The sequence below is a fragment of the Caenispirillum bisanense genome, assembly GCF_900230255.1.
Classification (GTDB): domain Bacteria; phylum Pseudomonadota; class Alphaproteobacteria; order Rhodospirillales; family Rhodospirillaceae; genus Caenispirillum; species Caenispirillum bisanense_A.
On record NZ_OCNJ01000003.1, the window covers coordinates 478,368 to 504,908 of the forward strand.

Below are 26,541 nucleotides of genomic sequence, written 5' to 3' on the forward strand. Positions count from 1 at the left end.
CCTACTTCTCCTGCCCCATGGTGCTGAGCAGGCGGGTCGGGAAGCCGGCCTTGTTCAGGTTCTCGATGATGCGGTGGACGTGCGGCGCGTCCGTCGCCTCGATCACCGCGTCGACGTCGGTGCGCTTCAGCGGCACGTCGAGGAACAGGCGGTGGTGGTAGATCTCGATGATGTTGCCGCCGCCGCGGCCGATCACCTCGGCGACCTTGGCGAGCACGCCCGGCCGGTCGGGGATCTCCACCCGTAGCTTCACCATGCGCCCCGCCCGCGCCATGCCGCGCAGCAGGATGGACGCCAGGATCTGGCTGTCGATGTTGCCGCCGGAGACGACCAGCGTCGCCGTGCGGCCCTCGAACAGGTCGGGGCGCGACAGCACGGCGGCGAGCGGCGCGGCGCCGGCGCCTTCCACCACCACGTGCTGTTCCTCCATGAGCAGCTGTACGGCGCGCTCCAGCGCCGGCTCGTCGACCACCACCACCTCGTCGACCAGCCCGTCCATGATGGCGGCGGTGAGGCCGCCGGGTGCCTTCACGGCGATGCCCTCGGCCAGGGTCTGCCCGCCGCCCGGCTTGCCGCCGCCGCTGCGGTGCAAGCTGTAGCCGGCGTAGCTCGCCACCTGCACGCCGATGATGCGGGTCTGCGGCGCCAGCGCCTTGACGACGGTCGCCACCCCCGACATGAGCCCGCCGCCGCCGATGGGCACCACCACGTCCTGCGGCGCCGGGCGGTCCTCCAGCATCTCAAGGCCGACGGTGCCCTGGCCGGCGACGATGGCCGGGTCGTCGAAGGGGTGGACGAAGGTCAGGCCGTCGCGGTCGGCCAGCATGCGGGCATGCTCGCGCGCCTCGTCCAGCGTCTCGCCTTCCAGCACCACGGTGGCGCCCCATTGCTCGGTCAGGCGCACCTTGGTGAAGGGGGTCTCCATCGGCATGACGATGGTCGCCGGGATGCCGAGCCGCCCGGCGTGGTAGGCGACGCCCTGGGCGTGGTTGCCGGCCGACATGGCGACGACGCCGCGGGCGCGCTGCGCCTCGCTCAGCGTCAGCAGCTTGATGAGCGCCCCGCGCGCCTTGAACGAGCCGGTGACCTGCAGGTTTTCCAGCTTCAGCGTCAGCTCGCAGCGGAACAGGCGCGACAGGGTGAAGGAATCCACCGTCGGCGTGCGCACGATGGCGCCGGCAAGGGCGGTCGCGGCGGCGCGGATGTCGTCGAGGCCGACGGTGACGGGGGCGGGGCCGGGGGGCGTGGCGGTGGTTTCAGTCGTCATGGTTCAAGCGAAGCACGGAAACGGGTTCTCCGTCCAGTTCCAGTAGTTCACCCTTCAACCACAGCATCATCTGGTCGTCGTAATGGGGCGACAGCGGGTTCTCCGACTGGCCCGTCGCAATGACGAAGCGGGAACGGTCGGGCTGCGCCATGTCGAGCACCATGCGTAGGCCGGCGCCGTGCACGGCATCGAAGGCGAGGCCTTCACCTGACCGCCATCCGGCGCGCAGCAGGGTGTGATTGCCACCGTCCAGCGGCGGGCGGCGGTTGGCGAAGTCGCCCACCACCGGCAGCATGCCGTAGATGCGGTTGACGAAGGCGGCACGGTGGGCGTCGCCCCAGCGCCAGGACCGCAGGTCTTCGCCCCAGCGGGCGGACCCGGCGGCGACGGCGCGGTCGAGCGCGGCGCCCAGCAGGGCGCCGCACGACTCGATGGCGCCCTCGGTGCCACGGTCGTCGCACCACGATGCATCGCCGGCGAGCGCCGCGAGCATCGCCTGTTCCCGCTCGCCGTCCCAGTCGTCGAAGGCAGGGCCGAGGTCGTCGGCGAAGACCGCCCGTTCCGCCTCGCGCAGCCACAGGGCGAAGAGCAGCGGCTCCGGCCGCTCGGCGCGTTCGCGGAAGTCCCACCCGGCGAGCAGGGCACGGGCCTGCGACGGTGCCGACTCGGCCGGCAGGGCGGCGAGCATGCGCGGCAGCAGGGCCTGCGCGGCGGTCGACAGGGCATCCACCTGCATGGCGGCGCTGTCGGACAGGCCGTGGCGGTCCTTGCGCGCCAGCAGTGCCTCGGCGCGCACCGCCCGCCACGGCGCCGGCCATTCGGCGGCGATGAGGTGGGGGTAATCCTCGGGCACCACGCGGTTGTTGGCGTTCATCAGGACGCCTGCGGGCGGCGTGGTCGCCTGCGGCAGGTCGTCGTAGGGCACGAAGCCGGTCCAGTCGTGGCTGCCGTCGGCGCCGGGGACGGGCAGGGTGCCGTCGCCGGCCCGCCGCACCGGCACCAGCCCCGCCGACACGAAGCCGGTGGCGCCGGCGGTATCGGCGAAGAACACGTTCTGCATGGGCGCCTCGAACAGCCGCAGCGCCTCGTGGGCGGCCGCGGCATCGGCGGCATGGTTGAGGCGGTAGAGGGCGTCGGGCGTGCGGTCGCGCGGCCGCAGGGCCGTCGCCGCCAGCGCCGTCACCTGCCCCGGCGCGCCTGCACCGGCGAAGGCGGCGAGGTCGGAGACGACGGGGCCGTGGCGGGTTTCACGCACGGTCAGCGCCACCGGCTCGCCGCCGCGCACCTTGATCAGCTCGTCGCGGGTTTCGAAGGGCCGCGGCCCGCTCGGCGTCAGGTAGGTGCGGCTGTCGTCGGCGAGGGTTTCCACGAACAGGTCCATGGTGTCGGCGTGGGTCGTCGTGATGCCCCAGCCGAGGCCTGCGTTGCGGCCGATGAGGTGGAAGGGCACGCCGGGCACGGTGGCGCCCGCCAGTTCCCAGTCGGGCGTGCGCACCGTCGCCAGATACCACAGGATGGGCGCCTCGAACCCCAGGTGCGGGTCGTTGGCGAGGATGGCGCCGCCGGTGGCCGACCGGTGCGGCGCCAGGCTCCAGACGTTGGAGGCGAGCGTCGGGGCGAACTCGGCCGGTGGCGCCGGCGGCAGGGCGGCCTCGCGCAGCGGGACGGGCAGGGTGACCGGCGTCGCGTCGTCGTCTTCCGGCCACAGCGCCGCCACCCGGTCGGGCGGCAGGCGCTCCAGCAGGCGGGCGCGCAGCAACTCGTCGGGCCAGTTGCCGGCCAGCCGCAGGGCCATGAGGCGCTGCCACACCAGGCTGTCGGCCGGGCGCCACGGCTCCGGCGCCACCCCGAGCGCCAGCAGCGCCGGCGGCAGCACCTGCCCGCTCTCGGCGAGCCAGGCGTTGACGCCGTCGGCATAGGCGGCCAGCGCCTCCTGCGTCGCGTCGTCCAGGCCGGCGACGGCGGCGTTGGCGCGGCGGTAGAGGCCGAGGGTGCGGCTCCAGCGGTCGATGCCGACGCCGCGCTCGCCGATCACCTCCGCCAGCCGCCCGGCGCCCAGGCGGCGCATCATCTCCATCTGCAGGAAGCGGTCCTGGGCGTGCACGAAGCCGAGCAGGGCGTAGGCGTCGCGCGTCGTGCCGGCGGTGAGGGTGGGGATACCGTGAGCGTCGCGCACCACCGTCGCCGGCCCCTCCAGGGCGCCGAGGGTGAGGCTGCCCTCCACCGTCGGGCGCGAGGCCTGGAAGACGCCCCAGACGGCGCCGCCGGCGAGGACGGCGACGGCGGCCAGGGTGGCGGGCACGGCGATCAACCAACGGCGCAGGCGACGGGGAATGGCGGTGTCCTCCGCAATGGAAAAAGGGCGCCCGGCGGATGCCGGACGCCCTTCGTCCAGACTCTCGGCCGGAGCTTACTTCATGTTGAAGATGATGGTCTTTTTGTGGGTGAAGTGCTCCAGCATGGCTTCCAGCGAGGCTTCCTTGCCGAGACCCGACTGCTTGATGCCGCCGTAGGACAGGTTCGGCTGCACCACCAGGTTCTGGTTCACCTGCACGAAGCCGGCTTCCAGGCGCCGGGTGGCGTCCATGGCCGTCTTCAGATCGTTCGTCCACACCGTCGCGGCAAGGCCGAACACGCTGTCGTTGGCGGCGGCGAGCACTTCCTCGTAGTCGGTGAACTTGAACACGCAGGTCACCGGGCCGAAGATCTCCTCGCGGCTCGGCGGGGCGTCGGCCGAGATGTCGGTGAAGATGACCGGCTGGATGAACAGGCCCTTCTTCAGCGCCGGATCCTCGGGCAGGGCGGAGCAGGCGTTGGCGGTGCCGCCGGCGTCGATGCCCTTCTGGATGTAACCCTGCACCTTCTCCAGCTGATCGCGCGAGATGATGGTGCCGATGTCGGTCGCCTCGTCCAGCGGATCGCCCATCTTCATGGCGTCGGCCTTGGCCTTCAGCTTGGCGACGAACTCGTCGTGGATGTCGGCGTGGACGTAGATGCGGCTCGACGCCGTGCAGCTCTGGCCCTGGCGGGTGAAGCGCACGCCGGCGACGGCACCGGCGACGGCCCGCTCCAGGTCGGCGTCGGCGAAGACGATCATCGGGCTCTTGCCGCCCAGTTCCAGCGTCACCGGGATCAGCTTGTCGGCGGCGGCCTTGGAGACGATCTTGCCGGTCTCGACCGAGCCGGTGAAGGTGATCTTGTTGACGGCCGGGTGCGACACCAGCGGCGCGCCGCACTCGGGGCCGAAGCCGGACAGGATGTTGAACACGCCCGGCGGCAGCACTTCGTTCATGATCTGGCAGACGCGCAGCACGGTCAGCGGCGCTTCTTCCGCCGACTTCACCACCACCGTGTTGCCGGCGACGATGGCCGGGGCGATCTTCAGCGCCATCAGCATCAGCGGCACGTTCCACGGAATGATCGCGCCGACCACGCCGATGGGCTCGCGCACCGTGACCGTCAGCATGTCGGGGTTGAAGGGCACGCTCTCGCCCTTCAGCTCGCTGGCGAGACCGCCGTAGAAGATGAAGGCGTCGGCCAGCACCGAGGCCTCGACGCGGCTTTCGGTGCGCAGGGCCTTGCCGGTTTCCAGCGCCACCAGACGGCCCAGTTCTTCCACCCGCTCGGTGAGGCGGCGGCCGCACTCGGCCACCAGCTTGCCGCGCTCGCGCGCCGGCATGGCCTTCCAGGCCTTCTGGGCGCGGGCGGCAGCGGTGGCGGCGCGATCGACGTCGGCGGCGTCACCGGCGGCGGCCTCGCCGACCTTCTCGCCGGTGGCCGGGTTGACCACGTCGAAGGTCTTGCCGGAGGCGGCGCGCACCATCTCGCCGTCGATCAGGTGGAAGCCCGACAGCTCCTTGGCGAGCGAGAAGGGATCGGTGTTCTGGGAAATCTTGCTGACCATGTTCATGGCGTCTTCTGGCCCTCTTGGACTAGGTTCTGATTATGGCTGAGAAAGCGACGACAACCCTTTGAGAAATCACGCGACGTAGCCCTGCGGCAGCGTCGAGATGAAATCCGTGAACACGTCGCCCTGGACGTTGACGTGGCGCGCCATGAGGCGGCTCGCGGCGTCGGCGTCGTAGGCGAGGATGGCGTCCACCACCTGCTTGTGCTCGGCCAACGACTCGCTGATGCGGCCTGGGCGGTTGAGCTGGTGACGGCGGTAGGGGGCGGTGCGGCGGTGCAGGGTGCGGGTCATCTCGGCCAGCACCTCGTTGTGGCTGCCGTCGTAGATGGCGTCGTGGAAGACCTTGTTGGCGGCGTAATAGCCTTCCAGGTCGATCTTCTTCTCGAAGCCCTCGCAGTCGCGCACCACCTTCTTCAGCGCCTCGCGCTCCGCCGGGTTCATGCGGCGGGCGGCGAGCCGGGCGCACATGGCTTCCAGCTCGGCCATCACCTCGAACATCTCGACGAGGCGGGGCAGGGTGATGACGGCGACGACGGCGCCCTGGCGCGGTCGCACCTCGATGAGGCCGGAGGCCGAAAGCTGGCGCAACGCCTCGCGCACGGGCGTGCGCGACACGTCGAACCGCTGGGCGAGGCTCTGCTCGTCCAGGCGGTCTCCCGGTTTCAGGCGGCCGGCGAAAATGTCTTCTTCGAGAGCGCGGCGCAATTGGTCCGCGCGGGTCGGCGTTCTTCTCGGCATGGATGCGCCTTTGTTTCTTGGCGGCGCCCCGTGGACACTCCCGCCTTTGACTCAGCGCCTCTCATGGGCGAACGGCGGATTGCGCACGGCTCAGGACGCCAGACGTTTCTCCCTGTAACACGACTTGTATACATCAACGTGCCTTTCCGTATCCAGCACTTTCCCTTTGCGGAAGGGCCGCCGGCTTGCCACCCTCGGGATCGGAACACGGTCACGGAGGACGATGATGGCGATGACGCAGCGGACGGTGCCGGTGCTGCGGCCCGAAGGGTTCAAGCGCATGGCCTACACCGAGTGGGGCGCGGCCGACGCGGCGCAGACGGTGGTCTGCGTCCACGGCCTGACGCGCCAGGGCCGCGACTTCGACGCCCTCGCCGAGGCCCTGAGCGCCGACCCGCGCCGCCGGGTCCTCTGCCCCGACGTGCTCGGCCGCGGCCGCAGCGAGTGGCTGGCCGACAAGGCGGGCTATGCCTACCCGCAGTACATGGCCGACATGACAACCCTGCTCGCCCGCAACGGCGCCGAGACGGTGGACTGGGTCGGCACCTCCATGGGCGGGCTGATCGGCCTGTTCGTGGCGGCGACGCCCGGCAACCCCATCCGCCGCCTCGTCATCAACGACATCGGCCCGCTGGTGCCGTGGGAGGGCCTGGCGCGCATCGGCACCTACGTCGCCGAGGACCCGCTGTTCCCCGATCTCGACACGGCCTCCCGCCGCCTGCGCGAGCGCACGGTGACCTACGGCCCGCTGCCGGAGGAGCGCTGGATGCCGCTGGTGGAGGCCTCGACGCGCCCGGACCCCGAAGGCAAGGGCCTGCGCCTCGCCTACGACCCGGCCATCGCGCTCGCCTTCCAGGCGGTGCCGCAGGACCAGCCCATCGACCTGTGGGCGCTGTGGGATCGGGTGACGGTGCCGGTGCTGGTGATCCGCGGCGCCAAGTCGGACCTGCTGCCCGCCGAGGTCGCCGCCGAGATGCAGCGCCGCGGCCCCGGTTGCCAGGTGGTGGAGGTGCCGGATGCCGGCCATGCGCCGTGGCTCATGACGCCCGACCAGATGGCGCCGGTGGTCGACTTCCTGACCGGGCACGGGTGAGGGGCGGGGCGCCCTACTCTGCGAAGCGCTCGGTGACGGCCTCGGCGGTGCCGGCGACGCAAAATTCCATGCCGTTGTCGAGATAGACGAACGACGCCTGCGTTCCGGGCACGCTGCGCACCGCCGTCACCTTGTCGCGGCAGATGTGCAGCGTGACGCCGGTCTCGCTGCCGGTGGTCGGGTTGAATTCGGCGACTGTGACGAAGGGCTCGGCCATGGCGCGGTCTCCGCTGTGGGGCAGGGACCGTCACCATAGCACGCCGGCGGGCGTCAGCCCCGCTTCAGAAGGCGCGCCGCTTCCTTGGCCGCGTAGGTGAGCACCGCATCGGCGCCGGCGCGGCGGAAGGCCAGCAGGCTTTCCAGCACCGCGGCGTCGTTGTTCAGCCAGCCGTTGTGGACGGCGGCCTTCAGCATGGCGTACTCGCCGCTCACCTGATAGGCGAAGGTGGGAACCGCGAAGGTCTCCTTCACGCGCCGGATGATGTCCAGGTAGGGCATGCCCGGCTTGACCATGACGAGGTCGGCGCCTTCCTGCAGGTCGAGCGCCACCTCGCGCAGGGCCTCGGCGGAATTGGCCGGGTCCATCTGGTAGGTCTTCTTGTCGCCCTTCAGCGCCCCGCCCGAGCCCACCGCGTCGCGGAACGGGCCGTAGAAGGCGCTGGCGAACTTGGCGGCGTAGGAGCAGATGCGAACGTCCTGGAAGCCGGCGGCGTCCAGCCCGTCGCGGATGGCGCCGATGCGGCCGTCCATCATGTCCGACGGGGCGATGATGTCGCAGCCGGCCTGCGCCTGAACGATGGACTGGCGCACCAGCACTTCCACCGTCTCGTCGTTCACGACATAGCCGTCGCGGCAGATGCCGTCGTGGCCGTCGGAGTTGAACGGGTCGAGCGCCACGTCGCACAGCACGCCGAGGTCGGGCAGGGCGTTCTTGATGGCGCGCACGGCGCGGCAGACCAGGTTCTCGGGATTGGTCGCCTCGCGGCCGTCCGGCGTCTTCAGCGCCGGATCGACCGAAGGGAACAGCGCCACGCAGGGAATGCCCAGGTCCCAGGCTTCCCCGCAGGCCTCGACCAGCAGGTCGATGGACAGGCGCTCGACCCCCGGCATGGACGCGACCGGCTGCCGCTCGTTGGTGCCCTCCACCACGAAGACCGGCCAGATGAGATCATCGGCGGTCAGGCGGTTCTCCGCCACCAGCCGCCGGGTGAAGTCGTCCCGGCGGAGGCGGCGCAGGCGCGTGCGCGGAAAGGAGCCGAATGCGGCGGTCGGTCGGGCGATGCCAGGGTCGCTGCTCACGCTTTCTCCAGGGCCTGTTCCAGATCGGCGAGGATGTCGTCGATGTGTTCGATGCCGATAGACAGACGGACATACCCCTCCGACACGCCCGTTGCAACCTGGTCTTCGGCCGAAAGCTGCGAATGGGTGGTGGAGGCCGGGTGAATGGCGAGCGAACGGGCGTCGCCGATGTTCGCCACATGGTAGAACAGCTGCAGCGAGTCGATGAAGCTCTTGCCGGCCTGCAGGCCGCCCTTCAGCTCGAAGCCGAGCAGGCCGGAATAGCCGCCCTTCATGACGGCGTCGGCGCGCTCGCGCTGCTTGCCGGTCGACAGGCCGGGGTAGATGACCTTGGTCACCTTGGGGTGCTTGGCGAGGTAGTCGGCGACCTTCTGGGCGTTTTCCGAATGCGCCCGGATGCGCAGCGGCAGCGTCTCCAGGCCCTGGATGATCTGGAAGGCGTTGAACGGCGACATGGCGGCGCCGATGTCGCGCAGCAGGATGACGCGGGCGCGGATGATGTAGGCGATGGGGCCGAGCGGCTTGACGGCCTCGGTCCACACGGCGCCGTGGTAGCTGTCGTCGGGCGAGTTCAGGGTCGGGAAGCGGGCGCCCTGGGCCTCCCAGTCGAAGTTGCCGCCGTCGATGATCATGCCGCCGATGGAGGTGCCGTGACCGCCGATGAACTTGGTGGTCGAGTAGACGACGACCGCCGCGCCGTGGTCGAACGGACGCACCAGCACGGGGGCCGCCGTGTTGTCCATGATCAGCGGCACGCCGAGTTCGCGGCCGATCTTGGCGACGTCGGCGATGGGGAAGACGTGCAGCTTGGGGTTCGGCAGCGTCTCGGCATAATAGGCGCGGGTGCGGTCGTCGGTGGCGCGGCGGAAGTTCTCGGGGTCTTCCGGATCGACGAAGCGGACTTCGATGCCGAACTGCTTCAGGGTGTTGGCGAACAGGTTCCAGGTGCCACCGTAGAGGTCGGTGGACGACACGATGTTGTCGCCGGCCTGGCACAGGTTCATGACCGCGAAGGTGGAGGCCGCCTGGCCCGACGCGACACCGAGGGCCGCGACGCCGCCTTCCAGGGCCGCCAGGCGCTGTTCCAGCACGTCGACGGTCGGGTTCATGATGCGGCTGTAGATGTTGCCGAATTCCTTCAGCGCGAACAGGTTGGCCGCATGGTCCGTCGAATCGAACTGGTAGCTGGTGGTCTGGTAGATGGGCACGGCCACCGACTTGGTGGTTTCGTCGCGGCGGTACCCGGCGTGCAGGGCGAGGGTTTCCGGGCGCGCGGTCTTGAGGGTCATGGCAGGCTCCCCTGGGGTGGCGATGATTCCGTGGATGCAGCAAAGCCGAGGCCGGCCGTTCTGTCAATACGATCCTTGCGGTTGCAACTGTAAAAAAGAAACAAACAACACGGAATATGGTGGATTTCCGCAATCGGAAACCTTGTCCTTTACAGCCGGCGCCGCGTGTGTATGATCTTCGACCAAAATTGTATGCAAGAACGATAGCTTCGGGAGGAGCACCATGGATTTCCTGCTCACCGAGGATCAGGTCGCCTTCCAGGACGCGGCGCGGTCCTTCGCCCAGAACGAGATGCTGCCCCACGCCGCGACGTGGGACGCCGAGCACATCTTCCCGGAAGAGGCCCTGCGCAAGGCGGCCGAGCTGGGCTTCGCCGGCATCTACGTGCGCGATGACGTCGGCGGCTCGGGCCTGACGCGCCTGGATGCCGCGGTGATCTTCGAGGAACTGGCCGCCGCCTGCCCGTCGACCGCCGCCTACATCTCCATCCACAACATGGCGTCGTGGATGATCGACCGCTTCGGCAACGACGAGCAGCGCCACAAATTCCTGCCCAAGCTCTGCTCCATGGAGCACTTCGCCAGCTACTGCCTGACCGAGCCGGGGGCGGGCTCGGACGCCGCCTCGCTCAAGTGCCGGGCGGAGCGCGACGGCGACCACTACGTGCTGAACGGCGAGAAGGCCTTCATTTCCGGCGGCGGGCGCTCCGACGTCTACGTCGTCATGGTGCGCACCGGCGAGCCGGGGCCCAAGGGCATCTCGACGCTGGTGGTGGAGAAGGGCACGCCCGGCCTGTCTTTCGGCAAGCAGGAAGAGAAGCTCGGCTGGCACAGCCAGCCGACCAGCGCCGTGATCTTCGAGAACTGCCGCGTGCCGGTGGCGAACCGCCTGTCCGACGAAGGCATGGGCTTCAAGATCGCCATGATGGGCCTGGACGGCGGCCGCCTGAACATCGGTGCGTGCTCGCTCGGTGGCGCGCGTGCCTCGCTGGAGGCGGCGCTGGAGCACGTGACGGTGCGCAAGCAGTTCGGCAAGGCGCTGGCCGAGTTCCAGGGTCTGCAGTTCAAGCTCGCCGACATGGCGACCGAGCTGGAAGCGGCCCGCCTGCTGCTGCACAAGGCCGCCTGGACGCTCGACCGCAAAAGCCCCGACGCGACGCAGATGTGCGCCATGGCCAAGCGCCTGGCGACCGACGTCGGCTTCAAGGTCACCAACGAAGCCTTGCAGCTGCACGGCGGTTACGGGTACATCCGGGAATATCCCATCGAGCGCTACCTGCGCGACCTCCGGGTGCACCAGATCCTCGAGGGGACGAACGAGATCATGCGCCTCATCATCTCGCGCAAGATGATTTCCGGCTGATCCGGCGCAGGATCGCAACGCTCCACCAGCCGCCGCCGCCGGCATCAGACCCGGCGCGGCGGCCGTCGAAGGAAAGAGGGACCGGATGTCCGAGGACGAGATCCTGTTCGCGGTCGAAAACGGCATCGCGACCATCACGCTCAACCGCCCGAAGGCCATGAACGCGCTGACGCTGGCGCAGGTCGAGGCCATGGACCCGCAGCTGCGCCGCTGGGCGACGGACGATGCCGTGCACGCCGTCGTCATCCAGGGCACCGGCGAGAAGGCGTTCTGCGCCGGCGGCGACGTGGTGGCGCTGCACCGTGCCGGCCAGGCCAAGGACGAGGCCTACCTGGCGCGCTTCTACGCCGAGGAATACCGCCTCAACCGCCTCATCAAGACCTATCCGAAGCCCTATGTCGCGCTGCTCGACGGCGTGGTGATGGGTGGCGGCGTCGGCGTGTCGGTGCACGGCTCGCACCGCATCGCCACCGAACGCACCCTGTTCGCCATGCCGGAGACCGGCATCGGCATGTTCCCCGACGTCGGCGGCACCTACTTCCTGCCGCGCCTGCCGGGCAAGCTCGGCATGTACCTCGGCCTGACGGGCGCCCGCCTGCGCGCCGCAGACTGCGTCCATGCCGGCGTCGCCACCCACTACGTCCCCGCCAACCGCCTGAAGGACCTGCTGCAGGCCCTCGGCGAGGCGGAGACCGAGGCCAAGACCCCCGACGAGATGCAGCAGGCCGTGACGGTCGTGCTCGACATGTACGGCGAGGAGCCCGGGTCGGCGCCGCTCGCCAAGGTGCAGGAGCAGATCGACCACTGCTTCGCCGGCGACTCCGTCGAGGACATCCTGGCCCGCCTGGACGCCGACGGCAGCGAGTGGGCGCAGCAGACGCGCGACACCATCCTCGCCAAGAGCCCGACCGCCACCAAGGTGGCCTTCCGCCAGATCCAGGTCGGCGCCCAGGTCGATTTCGACCGCGCCATGCAGATCGAATACCGCCTGTCGCAGCGCTTCATGAAGGGCCCCGACTTCTTCGAGGGCGTCCGCGCCCTGCTGGTGGACAAGGACAACGCCCCCAAGTGGAGCCCGGCGGACCTCGACGCCGTGGCGCAGGAGGCGGTGGACGCCTTCTTCGCCCCGCTCGAACAGGGCGACCTGACGGTCGAGTGACCGTCCGACGACGACCGGCCGGCCGCCGAACCCGGCGGCCGGCATCTTACCCCACAAGAACACGATCAGGAGGAGTGACGTCATGGCGAGCATCGGGTTCATCGGTGTCGGCAACATGGGCGGCCCCATGGCCGTCAACCTGGCCAAGGCCGGCCACACCGTGAAGGCCTTCGACCTCAGCAAGGAAGCCGTCGACAAGACGGTGGCCGGCGGCTGCACCGCCGCCGAGACGGTGACCGACGCCGCCCGCGACGTCGACGTCATCATCACCATGCTGCCCGCCGGCAAGCACGTGGCGCACGTCTACGAAGGCACCGACGGCGTCTTCGCGACGGCCCGCCCCGGCGCGCTGATGATCGACTGCTCGACCATCGACGTCGACACCGCCCGCGCCGTCATCGCCGCCGCCGAGAAGCACGGTTTCCCCATGGTCGACGCGCCGGTCTCCGGCGGTGTCGGCGGTGCCGAGGCCGGCACGCTCACCTTCATGGTCGGCGGCTCCGACGAAGCGGTGGAGAAGGCCCGCCCCATCCTCGAGAAGATGGGCAAGGCGATCATCCACGCCGGCGGCCCCGGCAACGGCCAGGCGGCCAAGATCTGCAACAACATGATGCTCGGCATCCAGATGCTGTCCGTCGCCGAAGCCTTCACGCTCGCCAAGCGCCTGGGGCTCGACGCGCAGAAGCTGTTCGACATCTCGTCGAAGGCCTCGGGCCAGTGCTGGTCGCTGACGTCGTACTGCCCGGTGCCCGGCCCGGTGCCGACCTCGCCGGCCAACCGCGACTACAAGCCGGGCTTCGCCGCCGACATGATGCTGAAGGACCTGAAGCTGGCGCAGGAAGCCGCCTCGCGCGCCGGTGCCTCGACCCCGCTCGGTTCGGCGGCCGAGAGCCTCTATCAGATGATGTCGAGCAAGGGGAACGGCGGACTGGACTTTTCCGCCATCATCAAGATGATCGACGGCGAGATCTGAGACCCCATCCGAGGCAGTCATGGCGGCGCGGCAACCCGGCGATGTCCTGTTCGAGATCACCTACCAGGGCAACGTGGCACGCTGCTCCGCCATCGACGTCGCGACCAATACCGAGGTCTCCATCGTCGCGCCGGCGACCTATTCCCGCTTCACGTTGCAGCAGAATGCGCTGCGCAAGCTGAACCGGGCGCTGGAGGCGAAGGGGCAGGGCGGGCGCTGAGCGCGACGCCCTCACCGTCTCGGCGGCATCGGAAACGGAAAACGGCCGCAGGTCCAGGGACCTGCGGCCGTTTCTTTTTGGCCCTGGGGCGCGCGCCTTACTTGGCGGCGCGGCGGCGGCCACCCTCTTCCGAAGGCTTGCGGCCGAGACCGATCTTCTTGGCGAAGGCCGAGCGCTGCTGGGCGTAGTTGGGCGCCACCATGGGGTAGTCGGGCGGCAGGCCCCACTTCGCGCGGTACTCGTCCGGCGTCATGTTGTAGTTGGTCCGCAGATGCCGCTTCAGCATCTTCAGCTTCTTGCCGTCTTCCAGACAGATGATGTATTCGGGCGTCACCGACTTCTTCGGATTGACGGCCGGACGCGGCGCCTCCGCGGACGGGGCCTCCGGACGCGAAAGCCCGGCGAGGGCCGCGTAGACGGTCTGGATGAGCTCCGGAATCTGCGCCCCCGGCATGCTGTTCTTGCTGACGTAGGCGGCGACAACGTCGACAGCCATGCGCAGCATGTCGTCGCGGTTGGCTTCCTCAATCCGGCTTTCAGTCATCTCGTCACCAGTTCGTTTTCTATCCGCACAATCAGTTCTCGACGGTTTCCGCCATCCCTCCGCCGCCGAATTTCGGGGCGCCCGACTACGGCGATACCGTCGCAAAGTGGCTACTCTATGTCGCCATGTTTGTTGGTTTTTACCACGTTGTCAATTGGATACGGATGTTTATCCAATAATTCAATACTTGATCGAGCGGTCGGGTGCAGTAAAAGGTCTTTGGCCCGATCGCTGCAAGAGGGGCCTGACTGGCGCGATGGAGGGTCCGGTTGGTCGCGGAACATGCCGATGGAAATATCCGCGGGTCATGAGTACCGGCGGAAGGTCTGTTTACCTGTACTTTAGTGCCGATCTGATCGCGAGCGCGCCCGGCACCGGCGGCCGGGTCGGGCAGGGGTGGGGCCGGATGTCGTGGCCGTGCTGGCATGGCGCGCCGACATATGGTAACAGTCCGGCAACCCTTTCCCCCGAAGCAGCAGCGGCGTGCCATGTCCGACACCATCGCCATCGCCTCCGACCACGGCGGCCTGGAGCTGAAGACCCTTCTGAAGCAGGATCTGGAGGCCCGCGGCCTCTCCGTCCTCGATCTCGGGACCAACTCCACGGATTCCGTCGACTATCCGGATTTCGCCGACGCCATGGCGGAGACCGTGAAGTCGGGCAAGGCCGCGCGCGGCGTGTTGATCTGCGGCACCGGCATCGGCATCTCCATCGCCGCCAACCGCCACCCGGAAATCCGCGCCGCGCTGGTCCACGACGCCTTCACCGCGCGTATGGCCCGGCAGCACAACGACGCCAACGTGCTGGTGCTGGGCGGCCGCACCACGGGTCCGGAAGTGGCCCGCGACTGTCTGGCCGTCTTCCTCGATACTGCGTTCGAGGGTGGTCGCCACGCACGGCGCGTTGAAAAGATGAGCCGGCCGGGTTAAATCCGGCGGCAGCGACAGCTCTATACTTTTTCCGGCAGCAAGGATTGATCGCAGCGATGTCCGCCAACAGCTTCTTCGGCGCCTCCCTGGCCGAGGCCGATCCCGACATCAAGAAGGCTCTGGACCTGGAGCTGGGCCGCCAGCAGAACCAGATCGAGCTGATCGCGTCGGAGAACATCGTCTCGAAGGCGGTGCTCGAGGCGCAGGGCTCGGTGCTGACCAACAAGTATGCCGAGGGTTACCCCGGCAAGCGCTACTACGGCGGCTGCGAGTACGTCGACATCGCCGAGAGCCTCGCCATCGAACGCGCCAAGAAGCTGTTCGAGTGCGAATACGTCAACGTGCAGCCGCACTCCGGCGCCCAGGCCAACGGCGCCGTCATGATGGCGCTGGTGAAGCCCGGCGACACCATCATGGGCATGAGCCTCGCCGCCGGCGGCCACCTGACCCACGGCGCCGCCCCGGCGCAGTCGGGCAAGTGGTTCAACGCCGTGCAGTACGGCGTGCGCCGCCAGGACGCCCTCATCGACTTCGACGAGGTCGAGCGTCTGGCCGTCGAACACCAGCCGAAGCTCATCATCGCCGGCGGCTCCGCCTATCCGCGCGTCATCGACTTCAAGCGCTTCCGCGAGATCGCCGACAAGGTGGGCGCGCTGTTCATGGTCGACATGGCCCACTTCGCCGGCCTCGTCGCCGGCGGCGCGCACCCGAGCCCGCTGCCCTTCGCCGACGTGGTGACCACCACCACCCACAAGACCCTGCGCGGCCCGCGCGGCGGCATGATCCTGTCCAACAACCCGGACATCGGCAAGAAGATCAACTCGGCCGTGTTCCCGGGCCTGCAGGGCGGTCCGCTCATGCACGTCATCGCCGCCAAGGCCGTGGCCTTCGGCGAGGCGCTGCGCCCCGAGTTCAAGCAGTATGCCGCCCGCGTGGTGGAGAACGCCCGCACGCTGGCCGACACGCTGGTGCGCGGCGGCCTGGAGATCGTCTCCGGCGGCACCGACACCCACCTCATGCTGGTCGACCTGCGGCCGAAGAAGCTGACCGGCAACGTCGCCGACCAGAGCCTCGAGCACGCCGGCATCACCTGCAACAAGAACGGCATCCCGTTCGACCCGGAAAAGCCCATGGTGACCTCGGGCGTGCGCCTCGGCACCCCTGCCGGCACCACCCGCGGCTTCGGCCCGGACGAGTTCCGCTACATCGGCGAGCTGATCGTCGAGGTGCTGGACGGTCTCGCCGCCAATCCGGACGACAACTCGGCCGTCGAAGCGTCGGTGCGCCAGCGCGTCGAGGAGCTGTGCGGTCGCTTCCCCATCTACCAGGGGGCCTGAGGCATCGGCGCCGCCGGGGTTAGAGGGGGATTTGCCACATGCGTTGCCCGTTCTGCGGACACGACGACACCCAGGTGAAGGACTCCCGGCCGACGGAGGACAACTCCGCCATCCGCCGGCGGCGCTACTGCCCGTCCTGTGAAAGCCGCTTCACCACCTTCGAGCGCGTGCAACTGCGCGAGCTGACGGTGGTGAAGCGCAACGGCCAGCGCATCCCCTTCGAGCGGGAGAAACTGGCCCGCTCCATCCGCACCGCCTGCCGCAAGCGGGCGGTGGACGAGGAGCGCATCGAGCGCATCGTCAACGGCATCCAGCGCCGCCTGGAAAGCTCCGGCGAGACGGAAATCCCGTCGAGCATGATCGGCGAGCTGGTGATGGAGGCTCTGCAGGGCCTCGATCAGGTCGCTTACGTGCGCTTTGCGTCGGTCTACAAGAACTTCCGCGAAGCGAAGGATTTCGAAGACTTCGTGGAAAAGCTCGGAGGCGAGTGAGCCGTGACCGCCGGTTCCGCCGCCGCTCCGGCCGATCCGGCACCGCCGCCGGAGGAGATGCTGCGCCACATGCGGGCCGCCCTGGCCCTCGCGCGGCGCGGGCTCGGGCGCGTCTGGCCCAATCCCACCGTCGGCTGCGTCATCGTGCGCGAGGGCAGGGTGGTCGGCCGCGGCTTCACCCAGCCCGGCGGCCGTCCGCATGCCGAGCCGCTGGCGCTCGCCATGGCCGGTGAGGCGGCGCGCGGTGCCACGGCCTATGTCTCCCTCGAACCCTGCAGCCATTACGGCAAGACCCCGCCCTGCGCCGACGCCATCGTGAAGGCCGGCGTGGCGCGCGTGGTGGCGGCCGCCGTCGATCCCGACCCGCGCGTGTCGGGGCGCGGCCTCGCCCGCCTGCGGGAAGGCGGCGTCGAGGTCATCGAAGGCGTGCTGCGGGCCGAGGCGGAGGCGCTGAACGCCGGCTTCTTCCTGCGGGTCGGGCAGGGGCGGCCGCTGGTGACGCTCAAATGCGCCACGACGCTGGACGGCCGCATCGCGCTGGCGAACGGCGAGAGCAAGTGGATCACCGGCGATCCGGCCCGCCAGCGCGGCCACCTGCTGCGCGCCGACCACGACGCCATCCTGGTCGGCTCCGGCACCGCCCTCGCCGACGACCCCAGCCTCACCTGTCGCCTGCCGGGCCTCGCCGACCGTTCGCCGGTGCGGGTGGTGCTCGACGGGTCCCTGCGCCTGCCGCTGGCCTCTGCGCTCGTGCGCACGGCGCGCGAAGTGCCGCTGTGGCTGGTGACGCGCGAGGGCCATGCCGAGGCGCGCCTCGCCGCCTACCGTGCCGCCGGCGTCGAGGTGATCGAGGTCGCCTGCGACGACACCGGCCGCACGTCCGTCGAGGCCGCCCTCCATGCCGTCGCGGCGCGCGGCGTGACGCGGGTGCTGGTCGAAGGCGGCGGGCAAGTGGCGGCGAGCCTGCTGCGCGCCGGCCTGGTCGACCGCCTCGCCTGGTTCCGCGCCGGCCGCGTCATCGGCGGCGACGGCCGACCGGCGGTCGCCGAGATGGCCCTTGACCATCTGGCCGACGCCCCCGATTTTGCCCCCGTCTCGCTCACCCGCGTCGGGGACGACGTTCTGGAAGTCTTCGGGAGACGCTGATCCATGTTCACCGGCATCATCACCGACCTCGGCCGCGTCCGTTCGGTCGCCCGCCAGCCCGGCGGCGACACGCGGTTCGAGTTCGCCACCCGCTACGACATGAGCACGGTGGACATCGGCGCCTCCATCGCCTGCAATGGCGTGTGCCTGACCGTCATCGAGAAGGGCGACGGCTGGTTCACGGTGCAGGCGAGCGACGAGACCCTGTCCAAGACCACCCTCGGCGGCTGGAGCGAGGGCCGCCCGGTGAACTTCGAACGCGCCATGAAGGTGGGCGACGAACTCGGCGGTCACATCGTCTCGGGCCACGTCGACGGCGTGGCGAGTGTGGTGGAGATCCGCGACGAGAACGAGAGCAAGCGCTACGTCTTCGAGGTGCCGGAAGGCCTGCGCCGGTTCGTGGCGCCCAAGGGCTCGGTGGCGCTCGACGGCGTGTCGCTGACGGTGAACGAGGTCGAGGGCGCCCGCTTCGGCGTCAACATCATCCCGCACACCCAGGAGATGACCACGTTCGGGTCGTACCGGGTGGGCGACCGGGTTAACATGGAAATCGACATGCTGGCGCGCTACGTCGCGCGTCTTCTCGAAAAGGACTGACCGTGCCCTACAGCGAGTACCTCTCCTCCATCGAGGAGATCATCGAAGACGCCCGCAACGGCCGCATGTTCATCCTGGTCGACGACGAGGACCGGGAGAACGAGGGCGACCTGGTGATCCCCGCCCAGATGGCGACCCCCGACGCCATCAACTTCATGGCCAAGTACGGCCGCGGCCTCATCTGCCTGACGCTGACCAGCGACCGCTGCGACCAGCTCGGCCTGCCCATGATGCAGAGCCACAACCAGTCGCGCCTCGCCACGGCCTTCACCGTCTCCATCGAGGCGAAGGAAGGGGTCACCACCGGCATTTCCGCCAGCGACCGCGCCCGCACGGTCGCCGTCGCCATCGACCCGACCCGCGGCAAGGACGACATCGCCATGCCCGGGCACATCTTCCCGCTGCGTGCCCGCGACGGCGGCGTGCTGGTGCGCGCCGGCCATACGGAAGCGGCGGTGGACGTGGCGCGGCTGGCCGGCCTCAACGCTTCGGGCGTGATCTGCGAGATCATGAACGACGACGGCTCCATGGCCCGCATGCCGGACCTGGTGCAGTTCGCCCAGCTGCACGGCCTGAAGATCGCCACCATCGCCGACCTCATCGCCTATCGCCGCCGCAAGGAAAAGCTGGTGCGCCGCGAGGCCGAGATGCCGTTCCAGAGCGTCTGGGGCGGCGACTGGCGCATGATCGTCTACGTCAACACGGTGGCCTATGCCGAGCACATCGCCCTGGTGAAGGGCGACATCACGGGCCACGAGCCGGTGATGGTGCGCATGCACGCCCTCAACGTGCTCGACGACGTGCTGGGCGACGTGCATGCCGGCAAGGGCCGCCAGTTGCACACCGCCATGCGCCAGGTGGACGAGCACGGCCGCGGCGTCGTCGTGCTGGTGCGCGAGCCGCTGCCGACCAGCCTGTCCGACCGGGTGCGCGAGCGCCTCGCCGGCAAGGCCGATCCGGCCCGACTGGTCGATTACGGCGTCGGCGCACAAATTCTGTTGGATTTGGGCGTGAAGGACATGATCCTGTTGTCCAATACGCCGAAACACATCATCGGGCTTGACGGCTACGGCCTGCGGGTGGTGGAACAGCGTCCGATCCCCGCGCACGAGGAAACTGAGTAATGGCTACCGGACCGCGCATCCTCATCGTCGAATCGCGCTTCTACGAAGACATCGCCGACCAGTTGGTGAAGGGTGCGGTGCAGGAACTGACCGCCCAGGGGGCGGGGTACAAGCGCATCATCGTGCCGGGCATCCTCGAGATCCCGGCGGTGATCCGCTTCGCCGTCCGCGCCATGGAGCTGCGCGCCACCGACTTCCGCTTCGCGGGCTACGTGGTGCTCGGCTGCTCCATCAAGGGCGAGACCGACCACTACGAGCACGTCTGCAACGAGTCCATGCGCGGTGTGAGCGATCTGGTGCTGCAGTACTCCCTCGCCCTCGGCAACGGCATCCTCACCTGCCGCACGCGCGAGCATGCGTGGGAGCGGGCGCGCGTCGACGGACGCAACTTCGGGGGTCAGGCGGCGCGCGCGGCGCTTCGCATGATCCAGGTGAAACGCGAGATGGGCCTGTGAGCCCGGAACGGATGTCCGAGATTCCTTCGAACAAGACCGAAACCCCGAAGCCCCGCAAGGCGCGCCTGCCCGGTGGCGGCGCCCGCCGCCGCTCGGCCGCGCGTCTGGCGGCGGTGCAGGCCCTCTACATGATCCATGTGGGCGAACAAAACCCCGACGACGTCATCCGCGACTTCCTGGAAGGGCGCATGGGCGGCGAAGCGGTGGAGGTGGACCCCGACACCGAAGAGGAACGGGTCACCAGCCTCATCGACTTCGACCACGAGCTGTTCGTCTCGCTGGTGCGCGGGGTGCTGGCCCGCTGCGAGGATCTCGACGGCGTGCTCAGCCAGTCCCTGTCGTCGGGCTGGCAGTGGGACCGCATGGAGAACACCGTGCGCGAGATCCTGCGCTGCGGCTGCTTCGAGATCCAGGAACGCACGGACGTGCCGCCGCGCGTCGCCATCAACGAATACGTCGACGTGGCGCACGCCTTCTACGCCGGCCCGGAGACGCGGCTGGTCAACGCCGTGCTCGATCGTCTCGCCCGCGTGGTGCGGCCCGACGAGATGGAGCGCGGCCGCGACGGCGGTGGTCATGGCCGGCCGGGGTGAGTTCGGCCTCATCGCCGATCTCTTCGAACCGCTGGCCGCCGGCTACCCCGGAGCGCTTTCCCTGCACGACGACGCCGCCCTGGTGGAGGTGGACCCCGGCCATCGGCTGGTGGTGACCACCGACGCCCTGGTGGCGGGCGTGCATTTCCTCCCCGACGATCCGCCCGACCTGGTGGCGCGCAAGGCCTTGCGCGTCAACCTGTCGGACGTCGCCGCCATGGGCGCCCGCCCGGTGGCCGTATTGGTGGCCGCCTGTTTCCCGAAGGAAGCCGGCGAGGCTTGGGCGGAGATCTTTGCCCGCGGCCTGGCCGAGGACGTGCGGGGCTTCGGGGTGCCGCTCATCGGCGGCGACACGGTGGCGACGCCGGGGCCGGCGACCATCACCGTCACCGCCCTCGGACAGGTGGCCGTGGGGCACGAGTTGCGCCGTGACGCCGCCCGCGAGGGTGACGTGCTCCTGGTGTCAGGCACCATCGGCGACGGCGCGCTCGGCCTGCTGGTGCAGCGCGGGCGCTGCCCCGGCCTGTCGGACGCCCATCGGGAGTTCCTCATCGACCGCTACCGCCTGCCGCAGCCGCGGGTGACGCTGGGACCGGAACTGGCCGGCATCGCCCGGGCCTGCCTCGACGTGTCGGACGGGCTGATCGGCGACGTCGGACACATCTGCCGCCATTCCGGCCTCGGCGCCGTCATCGACGTCGACGCCGTGCCGCTGTCGCCGGCTGCCGCCGCGGCGGTGGCCGAGGACGCGGCGCTGCTGCGGACGGCGGTGCTGTGCGGCGGCGACGATTACGAGCTGGCCTTCACCGTGCCCGCCGAGCGGGTGGGTGAGGCGCAGGCCGCCGCGGCCGCCTGCGGCGTGACGGTGACGGCGATCGGTGTCATGGTCGCCGGCGACGGCGTGAAGGTGCGGAGCGCCGGCGGTGCTCCGGAAGCCTTCACCGAGTCGCCGGCCTGGCGCCATTTCTAGGGACGGCGGGCGGGCGCCGGGGGCAGGGGGAACAACATGAAGCGGCTGCTGATCGTCGTGTTCGCGCTGGTGCTGTTGGGCGGCGCCTCGCTGGTGGGGCTGGTCGCCTTCGGCATCGTGCCGGACTTCCTCGGGCTCGGCATCCGCATGGAGGAGAAGGTGGCCGAGGCGCCGCCGCCGCCTCCGCCGCCGCGTCCCGACTACGTCAACATCGCGCCCTTCGTGGTGCCGATCATCCTGGAAAACGGGCGCCTGCACCGGCAGCTCTACTTCGACCTGCGCCTCGAGGTGCAGCCCGGCAAGGCGGGCGAGGTCTACGCCCGCATGCCCGTCCTGCACGACGCCTTCATCCGCTATCTGCACCAATGGTACCCCCTTTGGATGCGCGACAATTCCGACATCGACCTGCGGGAGACGAAGGCACGGCTGAGAACGGTGGCCGAACGGGTGGTCGGTCCCGGAGTGGTGGACGAGGTGCTGTTCATCGCCCTGTTCGACAAGCCGGTGTAAGGCTTTGGCCCGCTTGCGCTTTCGGCGACGGGGCAGGGCTGCTGCCTTGCCCTGGCCGGATCGGCGGAAGAACGTCGGCAAGTAAATCGGAAGTCGCCCATCCGTTCGACGCGAAGCGGCAACATTCCTTACGCAAATAATTCCCCGAGTCGGGGCAGGGTGGAATTTATCCGCCATTGCAAGCGCTTGCGGCCTCTGGCAGGCTTTTCCCGTCCCGCGCGGCTCTCGGGTGGTTCGCCCATTGAGCGAGCCGCCGCGCCGCGGGCCGGAGCGGGCCGTTCCTTTTCGCCCCATGCGGAAAAGGGGGAGGCTCCCCAATGGCCGGAACCATTATTTTCGTCATTCTTTGCGGGATACTCGCCGTCGCCTACGGCGCCTATTCGAGTCGCGCCATTCTCGCCCTGCCCACCGGCACCGAGCGGATGGTGGAGATCGCCAAGGCGGTGCAGGAGGGCGCGCAGGCGTACCTCAACCGCCAGTACCGCACCATCGCCATCGTCGGCGTCATCATCGGCATCCTGCTCGGCCTGCGGCTGGGCTTCCATGTCGCCGTCGGCTACTTCCTCGGCGCCATCCTGTCGGGACTCGCCGGCTTCGTCGGCATGCTGATCTCGGTGCGCGCCAACGTCCGCACCACCGAGGCGGCGCGCTCCCACGGGCTGGACGAGGCCCTGCAGGTCGCCTTCAAGTCGGGTGCCGTGACGGGCATGCTGGTGGTCGGCCTCGGCCTGCTCGGCGTCGCCGTCTACTTCGGCATCCTGCTGCTGTTCGACCTCGACAGCCGGGCGGTGATCGAGGCGCTGGTGGCGCTGTCGTTCGGCGCCTCGCTCATCTCCATCTTCGCGCGCCTCGGCGGCGGCATCTTCACCAAGGGCGCCGACGTCGGCGCCGACCTGGTCGGCAAGGTCGAAGCGGGCATCCCCGAGGACGACCCGCGCAACCCCGCCGTCATCGCCGACAACGTGGGCGACAACGTCGGCGACTGCGCCGGCATGGCCGCCGACCTGTTCGAGACCTACGCCGTCACCGTCGTGGCGACCATGCTGCTCGGGTCCATCTTCTTCACGGGCGAGGCCCAGATGGCGACCATGGTCTACCCGCTGCTCATCGGCGGCGTGTGCATCATCGCGTCGGTCATCGGCACCTACTTCGTGAAGCTGGGGACCGGCGACACCAACATCATGAAGGCCCTCTACAAGGGCTTCATCGCGACTGCCCTGTTCTCGCTGATCCTCATCGTGCTGGCGACCGGCTTCCTGTTCGGATTCTCGGGCGGAATCACCGACGGCCAGGGGCGCGTCATCACCGACCTCGACCTCATCGGCTGCGCCGTGGTCGGGCTCGGCGTGACGGCGCTCATCGTGTGGATCACGGAATACTACACCAGCACCGCCTACCGCCCCGTGCGCAGCGTCGCGGCGGCGTCCCAGACGGGACACGGCACCAACGTGATCCAGGGCCTCGCCGTCTCCATGGAGGCGACGGCGGCGCCGGTGATCGTCATCGTCGTCGGCATCCTGCTGTCCTACGGCCTTGCCGGGCTCTACGGCATCGGCGTGGCGGCGACGACCATGCTGGCGCTGGCCGGCATGGTGGTGGCGCTCGACGCCTACGGCCCGGTCACCGACAACGCCGGTGGCATCGCCGAAATGGCCGACCTGCCGGCCGACGTGCGCAAGATCACCGACGCCCTGGACGCCGTCGGCAACACCACCAAGGCGGTCACCAAGGGCTATGCCATCGGCTCGGCCGGCCTCGCGGCGCTGGTGCTGTTCGCCGCCTATGTGGAGGACCTGGGACACTACTTCCCGGACCTCGAGGTGCGCTTCGCCCTGTCCGACCCCTTCGTGGTCATCGGCCTGTTCATCGGCGGCATGATGCCCTACCTGTTCGGGGCGCTCGGCATGCAGGCGGTGGGCCGCGCCGCCGGTGCCGTGGTGGTGGAAGTGCGCCGCCAGTTCCGCGAGATCCCCGGCATCATGGACGGCACGGGCAAGCCGGAATACGGCCGCTGCGTCGACATGCTGACCAAGGCCGCCATCAAGGAGATGGTGGTGCCGTCGCTGCTGCCGGTGCTGTCGCCGCTGGTGCTCTATCTGCTGGTCTGGGGGCTCGTCGGCCAGGCGCAGGCCTTCACCGCGCTCGGCGCCATGCTGCTCGGCACCATCGTCACCGGCCTGTTCGTCGCCATCTCCATGACGTCCGGCGGCGGCGCCTGGGACAACGCCAAGAAGTACATCGAGGACGGCCACTACGGCGGCAAGGGATCCGACGCCCACAAGGCGGCGGTGACCGGCGACACCGTCGGCGACCCGTACAAGGACACCGCCGGTCCGGCGGTGAACCCCATGATCAAGATCACCAACATCGTCGCCATCCTGCTGCTCGCCCTCATCGCCGGGTGAGGGCAGGGCAGGGCAGGGCAGAGCACTTTGCGCGAGTCGTGAAAAAGGCCCCGGGGCGCGTCGCCCCGGGGCCTTCGTCCTGTCGGTGCGCCGGTGTGCGCCTACTTCGCCGCGTCTTTGTTGAAGCGGCCGAGGTTGCCGAGCAGCTGCTGGATGATGGTTTCCTCGCGGCCGGGAGTCGGCGTGGTGCGGTCGACGATCTCCACGTCGCGGCCCGCCGTCTCGTCCATGGTGCGCACGTCCTTGACGATGCCGCGGTCGTCGAAGGAGATGGCGACCACCTGGCGCTGCAGTTCCTCCGTCGCGTTGAAGGCCCATTGCGTCGTCTGCGAGCTGATGTAGTACCAGGTCTCGTCGCCGAAGGCCGAGGTGGTCGACGGCGAGCCGAGCAGGGCGCGCACGTCGCCGCGGGTCAGCTCGCCCGGCTTCACCTGCGCCAGCAGTTCCGGCGCCGGTTCGTTGCCGCGCGGTGCGATGTCGGCCGAGCAGGCGGCGAGAACGGTCAGCGCCGCCAGAGCCAGCGTAAGGCGGCCGGCCGTGCGGGCGGGGCGGGGGAGGTATGTCATGCGGCGTTCACCCAAGTTCTTGTCCAGGGCCGGCGATCCCTGCTAGAGAACCGGCGGCGGCCCTTGCGTCGTCCGTCGACCCGCAGCATTTATCACACAATCGCCGTCGGACGGAACATCCGCCGACCACCGCCCGCCGATTCGGATGCGCACTCCATGATCTTCGACCGCTTTTCCGCCACCCGGCGCCGCCGCCGTCGCCTCGCCGAGGAGGTTTACGTGCGCCTCGTGGAACGGGCGCGCGACCCGTGGTTCTACGACGTCGCCGCGGTGCCAGACACGGTGGACGGCCGCTTCGACATGATCGTCATCCACGCCCACCTGCTGTTCCGTCGCATGGGCGAGACCGGCGCGGAGGGCGAGGCGCTGGCGCAGGACATCTTCGACGTCATGTTCCTCGACATGGACCGGTCCTTGCGCGAGATGGGCGTCGGCGACCTGTCGGTCGGCAAGCACGTGAAGGGCATGGCGCGCGCCTTCTACGGCCGCGGCGGCGCCTACGAGTTGGGGCTGCAGCAGGGCCGCGAGGTGTTGCGCCGCGCCCTGGTCGAAAACGTTTACAGACAGAGCGAGCCGTCGACGGAAGCGATCGACGCCCTGGCGCACTATATGGAAACCCAGGCGGCCGCCATGGTCGACATGCCGCTCGATGCCATGACCGCCGCGACGGGCCCGTTCCCGCCGCGCCGCTGAGAAGACCCGGAAGAGCCGACCCATGACCACCGACGCCCCCGTGCCGCCGCCGGAATTTTCCCGGCCCCACTCACCCGACCGCATTCCGCCCGACGGCTTCGTCGGCCGCTTCGAGGCGACGCCGGAGGAGCGCGCCGCCCTCGCCGCGCGCTTCGGCCTGCCTGCCATCGCGGCGCTGGCCGGCGAATTTCATTTGAAAACCGTCGCCGGCGGTCCCATGGTGCGGCTGACCGCACGGTTCGCGGCCGACGTGACGCAGACCTGTGTCGTGACGCTCGAACCGTTCGCCGCCCATGTGGAAGACGGCTTCGAGATGCTCTACGGCCCCGAGGCCGACGACTACCGTCCCGGACAGGAAATCCACCTGGACGTCGACGCCGCCGACCCGCCCGAGCCGTTCGACGCCGACGGCATGGTCGACGTGGGCGAGGCGGTCGCCGAGCACTTGTCGCTGGCCCTCGACCCGTTCCCGCGCAAGCCGGGGGCGGTGGTGGAGGCGCCGAAGGGCGTCGAACTGGACGGGCCGGACACCCTGCCGAACACCCCGTTCACGGCGCTCGCGGCGCTGAAGGAAAAGCTGCGCTGAAACAAAACCGTCCACGGCTTGCCGCGCGGACTCTTTTCCGCTAAATAAGCTGGCTTTCCCGTGGCCCCTTAGCTGGAGTTAGCAGAAAATGGCCGTTCCCAAGAAGAAGACCTCCAAGTCCCGTCGCGACATGCGCCGCGCCCACCACCACCTCGGCGCCGTCAACGCGCACGAGTGCCCGAACTGCGGCGAGCTGAAGCTGCCGCACCACGTCTGCACCTCCTGCGGCCAGTACGATGGCCGTGAAGTCGTTGCGACGGCCGAGGCGTAAGGCGTCCCGGCGA

28 protein-coding genes are annotated in these 26,541 nt (G+C 69.3%); 19 read left to right on the top strand and 9 right to left on the bottom strand.

The annotated features are described in order from the left end of the window. Nucleotide 1: 1 nt before the first annotated feature. From CRP50_RS09420 to CRP50_RS09435, 4 genes are all read right to left on the bottom strand, one after another. Nucleotides 2-1,267 carry a threonine ammonia-lyase gene (locus tag CRP50_RS09420; RefSeq protein ID WP_097278858.1) on the bottom strand — a complete coding sequence of 422 codons (1,266 nt, stop codon included), beginning with the start codon at nt 1,265-1,267 and terminating at the stop codon, nt 2-4. Next, the gene (locus tag CRP50_RS09425) at nt 1,257-3,569 is read right to left on the bottom strand and encodes a penicillin acylase family protein (RefSeq protein WP_176525099.1); all 2,313 of its coding nucleotides are present in this window, start codon (nt 3,567-3,569) and stop codon (nt 1,257-1,259) included. The genes CRP50_RS09420 and CRP50_RS09425 overlap by 11 nt, the downstream gene beginning before the upstream one ends. Nucleotides 3,570-3,677: 108 nt before the next feature. Then, nucleotides 3,678-5,177 carry an aldehyde dehydrogenase family protein gene (locus CRP50_RS09430; protein WP_097278862.1) on the bottom strand — a complete coding sequence of 500 codons (1,500 nt, stop codon included), beginning with the start codon at nt 5,175-5,177 and terminating at the stop codon, nt 3,678-3,680. 69 nt (nt 5,178-5,246) lie between these two features. After that, nucleotides 5,247-5,882 (bottom strand): GntR family transcriptional regulator, encoded by a 636-nt coding sequence (locus CRP50_RS09435; protein ID WP_245913421.1) that lies wholly within the window; start codon nt 5,880-5,882, stop codon nt 5,247-5,249. 265 nt (nt 5,883-6,147) lie between these two features. Here CRP50_RS09435 and CRP50_RS09440 point away from each other — a divergent pair, with 265 nt between their 5' ends. Then, nucleotides 6,148-7,008, top strand: coding sequence for an alpha/beta hydrolase (locus tag CRP50_RS09440; RefSeq protein WP_322090849.1), 861 nt, complete (start codon nt 6,148-6,150; stop codon nt 7,006-7,008). Between the two features lie 13 nt (nt 7,009-7,021). Here the strand turns inward: CRP50_RS09440 and CRP50_RS09445 are convergent, their stop codons facing one another. The 3 genes from CRP50_RS09445 to CRP50_RS09455 are packed head-to-tail and all read right to left on the bottom strand — an operon-like array spanning nt 7,022 to nt 9,596. Beyond that, nucleotides 7,022-7,225, bottom strand: a complete 204-nt coding sequence (locus tag CRP50_RS09445) for a hypothetical protein (protein WP_097278864.1) — start codon at nt 7,223-7,225, stop codon at nt 7,022-7,024. Between the two features lie 53 nt (nt 7,226-7,278). After that, nucleotides 7,279-8,307 (bottom strand): porphobilinogen synthase, encoded by a 1,029-nt coding sequence (hemB, locus tag CRP50_RS09450; protein ID WP_097278866.1) that lies wholly within the window; start codon nt 8,305-8,307, stop codon nt 7,279-7,281. Continuing rightward, complete coding sequence (locus CRP50_RS09455; protein WP_097278868.1) at nt 8,304-9,596, bottom strand: O-acetylhomoserine aminocarboxypropyltransferase/cysteine synthase family protein; 1,293 nt, start codon at nt 9,594-9,596, stop codon at nt 8,304-8,306. The genes hemB and CRP50_RS09455 overlap by 4 nt, the downstream gene beginning before the upstream one ends. A 223-nt stretch (nt 9,597-9,819) precedes the next feature. On the opposite strand from CRP50_RS09455, the gene CRP50_RS09460 reads away from it, so the two are divergent. The 4 genes from CRP50_RS09460 (at nt 9,820) to CRP50_RS09475 (ending at nt 13,311) form a co-directional block, all read left to right on the top strand. Then, a complete protein-coding gene (locus CRP50_RS09460) occupies nt 9,820-10,959 on the top strand; it encodes an isobutyryl-CoA dehydrogenase (protein WP_097278870.1) in 1,140 nt (379 codons plus the stop codon). A gap of 85 nt (nt 10,960-11,044) precedes the next feature. Further along, nucleotides 11,045-12,118 carry an enoyl-CoA hydratase/isomerase family protein gene (locus CRP50_RS09465; RefSeq protein ID WP_097278872.1) on the top strand — a complete coding sequence of 358 codons (1,074 nt, stop codon included), beginning with the start codon at nt 11,045-11,047 and terminating at the stop codon, nt 12,116-12,118. Between the two features lie 82 nt (nt 12,119-12,200). Then, the gene (gene mmsB / locus CRP50_RS09470) at nt 12,201-13,091 is read left to right on the top strand and encodes a 3-hydroxyisobutyrate dehydrogenase (protein WP_097278874.1); all 891 of its coding nucleotides are present in this window, start codon (nt 12,201-12,203) and stop codon (nt 13,089-13,091) included. A gap of 19 nt (nt 13,092-13,110) precedes the next feature. Then, nucleotides 13,111-13,311, top strand: a complete 201-nt coding sequence (locus CRP50_RS09475; RefSeq protein ID WP_097278876.1) for a DUF6898 family protein — start codon at nt 13,111-13,113, stop codon at nt 13,309-13,311. Between the two features lie 97 nt (nt 13,312-13,408). Here the strand turns inward: CRP50_RS09475 and CRP50_RS09480 are convergent, their stop codons facing one another. After that, nucleotides 13,409-13,855, bottom strand: coding sequence for a MucR family transcriptional regulator (locus CRP50_RS09480; RefSeq protein ID WP_097278879.1), 447 nt, complete (start codon nt 13,853-13,855; stop codon nt 13,409-13,411). Between the two features lie 488 nt (nt 13,856-14,343). On the opposite strand from CRP50_RS09480, the gene rpiB reads away from it, so the two are divergent. The 11 genes from rpiB (at nt 14,344) to CRP50_RS09535 (ending at nt 24,412) form a co-directional block, all read left to right on the top strand. Next, nucleotides 14,344-14,784, top strand: coding sequence for a ribose 5-phosphate isomerase B (gene rpiB, locus CRP50_RS09485; protein WP_097278882.1), 441 nt, complete (start codon nt 14,344-14,346; stop codon nt 14,782-14,784). A 56-nt stretch (nt 14,785-14,840) separates the two neighbouring features. Beyond that, nucleotides 14,841-16,121: a serine hydroxymethyltransferase gene (glyA, locus tag CRP50_RS09490; protein ID WP_097278884.1), complete on the top strand. Its 1,281-nt coding sequence runs from the start codon at nt 14,841-14,843 to the stop codon at nt 16,119-16,121. A 38-nt stretch (nt 16,122-16,159) separates the two neighbouring features. Further along, on the top strand, nt 16,160-16,612 hold the full coding sequence (gene nrdR, locus CRP50_RS09495) for a transcriptional regulator NrdR (RefSeq protein WP_097278886.1): 453 nt from the start codon (nt 16,160-16,162) through the stop codon (nt 16,610-16,612). A 69-nt stretch (nt 16,613-16,681) separates the two neighbouring features. Next, complete coding sequence (gene ribD, locus CRP50_RS09500; protein ID WP_097278978.1) at nt 16,682-17,758, top strand: bifunctional diaminohydroxyphosphoribosylaminopyrimidine deaminase/5-amino-6-(5-phosphoribosylamino)uracil reductase RibD; 1,077 nt, start codon at nt 16,682-16,684, stop codon at nt 17,756-17,758. A 3-nt stretch (nt 17,759-17,761) separates the two neighbouring features. Continuing rightward, nucleotides 17,762-18,355 (top strand): riboflavin synthase, encoded by a 594-nt coding sequence (locus CRP50_RS09505; protein ID WP_097278888.1) that lies wholly within the window; start codon nt 17,762-17,764, stop codon nt 18,353-18,355. Nucleotides 18,356-18,357: 2 nt separating this feature from the next. Beyond that, nucleotides 18,358-19,479 carry a 3,4-dihydroxy-2-butanone-4-phosphate synthase gene (ribB, locus tag CRP50_RS09510; protein WP_097278889.1) on the top strand — a complete coding sequence of 374 codons (1,122 nt, stop codon included), beginning with the start codon at nt 18,358-18,360 and terminating at the stop codon, nt 19,477-19,479. Then, nucleotides 19,479-19,934: a 6,7-dimethyl-8-ribityllumazine synthase gene (gene ribH / locus CRP50_RS09515; protein WP_097278891.1), complete on the top strand. Its 456-nt coding sequence runs from the start codon at nt 19,479-19,481 to the stop codon at nt 19,932-19,934. The genes ribB and ribH overlap by 1 nt, the downstream gene beginning before the upstream one ends. An 11-nt stretch (nt 19,935-19,945) precedes the next feature. Beyond that, nucleotides 19,946-20,527, top strand: a complete 582-nt coding sequence (nusB, locus tag CRP50_RS09520) for a transcription antitermination factor NusB (protein WP_097278893.1) — start codon at nt 19,946-19,948, stop codon at nt 20,525-20,527. Beyond that, nucleotides 20,511-21,497 carry a thiamine-phosphate kinase gene (gene thiL, locus CRP50_RS09525; protein ID WP_097278895.1) on the top strand — a complete coding sequence of 329 codons (987 nt, stop codon included), beginning with the start codon at nt 20,511-20,513 and terminating at the stop codon, nt 21,495-21,497. Before nusB ends, thiL begins: the two co-directional genes overlap by 17 nt. A 36-nt stretch (nt 21,498-21,533) precedes the next feature. Continuing rightward, nucleotides 21,534-22,007, top strand: a complete 474-nt coding sequence (locus tag CRP50_RS09530) for a flagellar basal body-associated FliL family protein (protein ID WP_097278897.1) — start codon at nt 21,534-21,536, stop codon at nt 22,005-22,007. 317 nt (nt 22,008-22,324) lie between these two features. Further along, nucleotides 22,325-24,412 carry a sodium-translocating pyrophosphatase gene (locus tag CRP50_RS09535; RefSeq protein ID WP_097278899.1) on the top strand — a complete coding sequence of 696 codons (2,088 nt, stop codon included), beginning with the start codon at nt 22,325-22,327 and terminating at the stop codon, nt 24,410-24,412. A 101-nt stretch (nt 24,413-24,513) separates the two neighbouring features. On the opposite strand, the gene CRP50_RS09540 is transcribed toward CRP50_RS09535, so the two are convergent. Then, on the bottom strand, nt 24,514-24,978 hold the full coding sequence (locus CRP50_RS09540; protein WP_097278900.1) for an outer membrane protein assembly factor BamE: 465 nt from the start codon (nt 24,976-24,978) through the stop codon (nt 24,514-24,516). 156 nt (nt 24,979-25,134) lie between these two features. Here CRP50_RS09540 and CRP50_RS09545 point away from each other — a divergent pair, with 156 nt between their 5' ends. From CRP50_RS09545 to rpmF, 3 genes are all read left to right on the top strand, one after another. Continuing rightward, nucleotides 25,135-25,671 carry a ubiquinol-cytochrome C chaperone family protein gene (locus CRP50_RS09545; RefSeq protein ID WP_097278902.1) on the top strand — a complete coding sequence of 179 codons (537 nt, stop codon included), beginning with the start codon at nt 25,135-25,137 and terminating at the stop codon, nt 25,669-25,671. 22 nt (nt 25,672-25,693) lie between these two features. Further along, nucleotides 25,694-26,257: a YceD family protein gene (locus tag CRP50_RS09550; protein WP_097278904.1), complete on the top strand. Its 564-nt coding sequence runs from the start codon at nt 25,694-25,696 to the stop codon at nt 26,255-26,257. 88 nt (nt 26,258-26,345) lie between these two features. After that, entirely contained in the window at nt 26,346-26,528 is a 183-nt protein-coding gene (gene rpmF / locus CRP50_RS09555; RefSeq protein WP_097278905.1) for a 50S ribosomal protein L32, read from the top strand. Nucleotides 26,529-26,541: the final 13 nt, after the last annotated feature.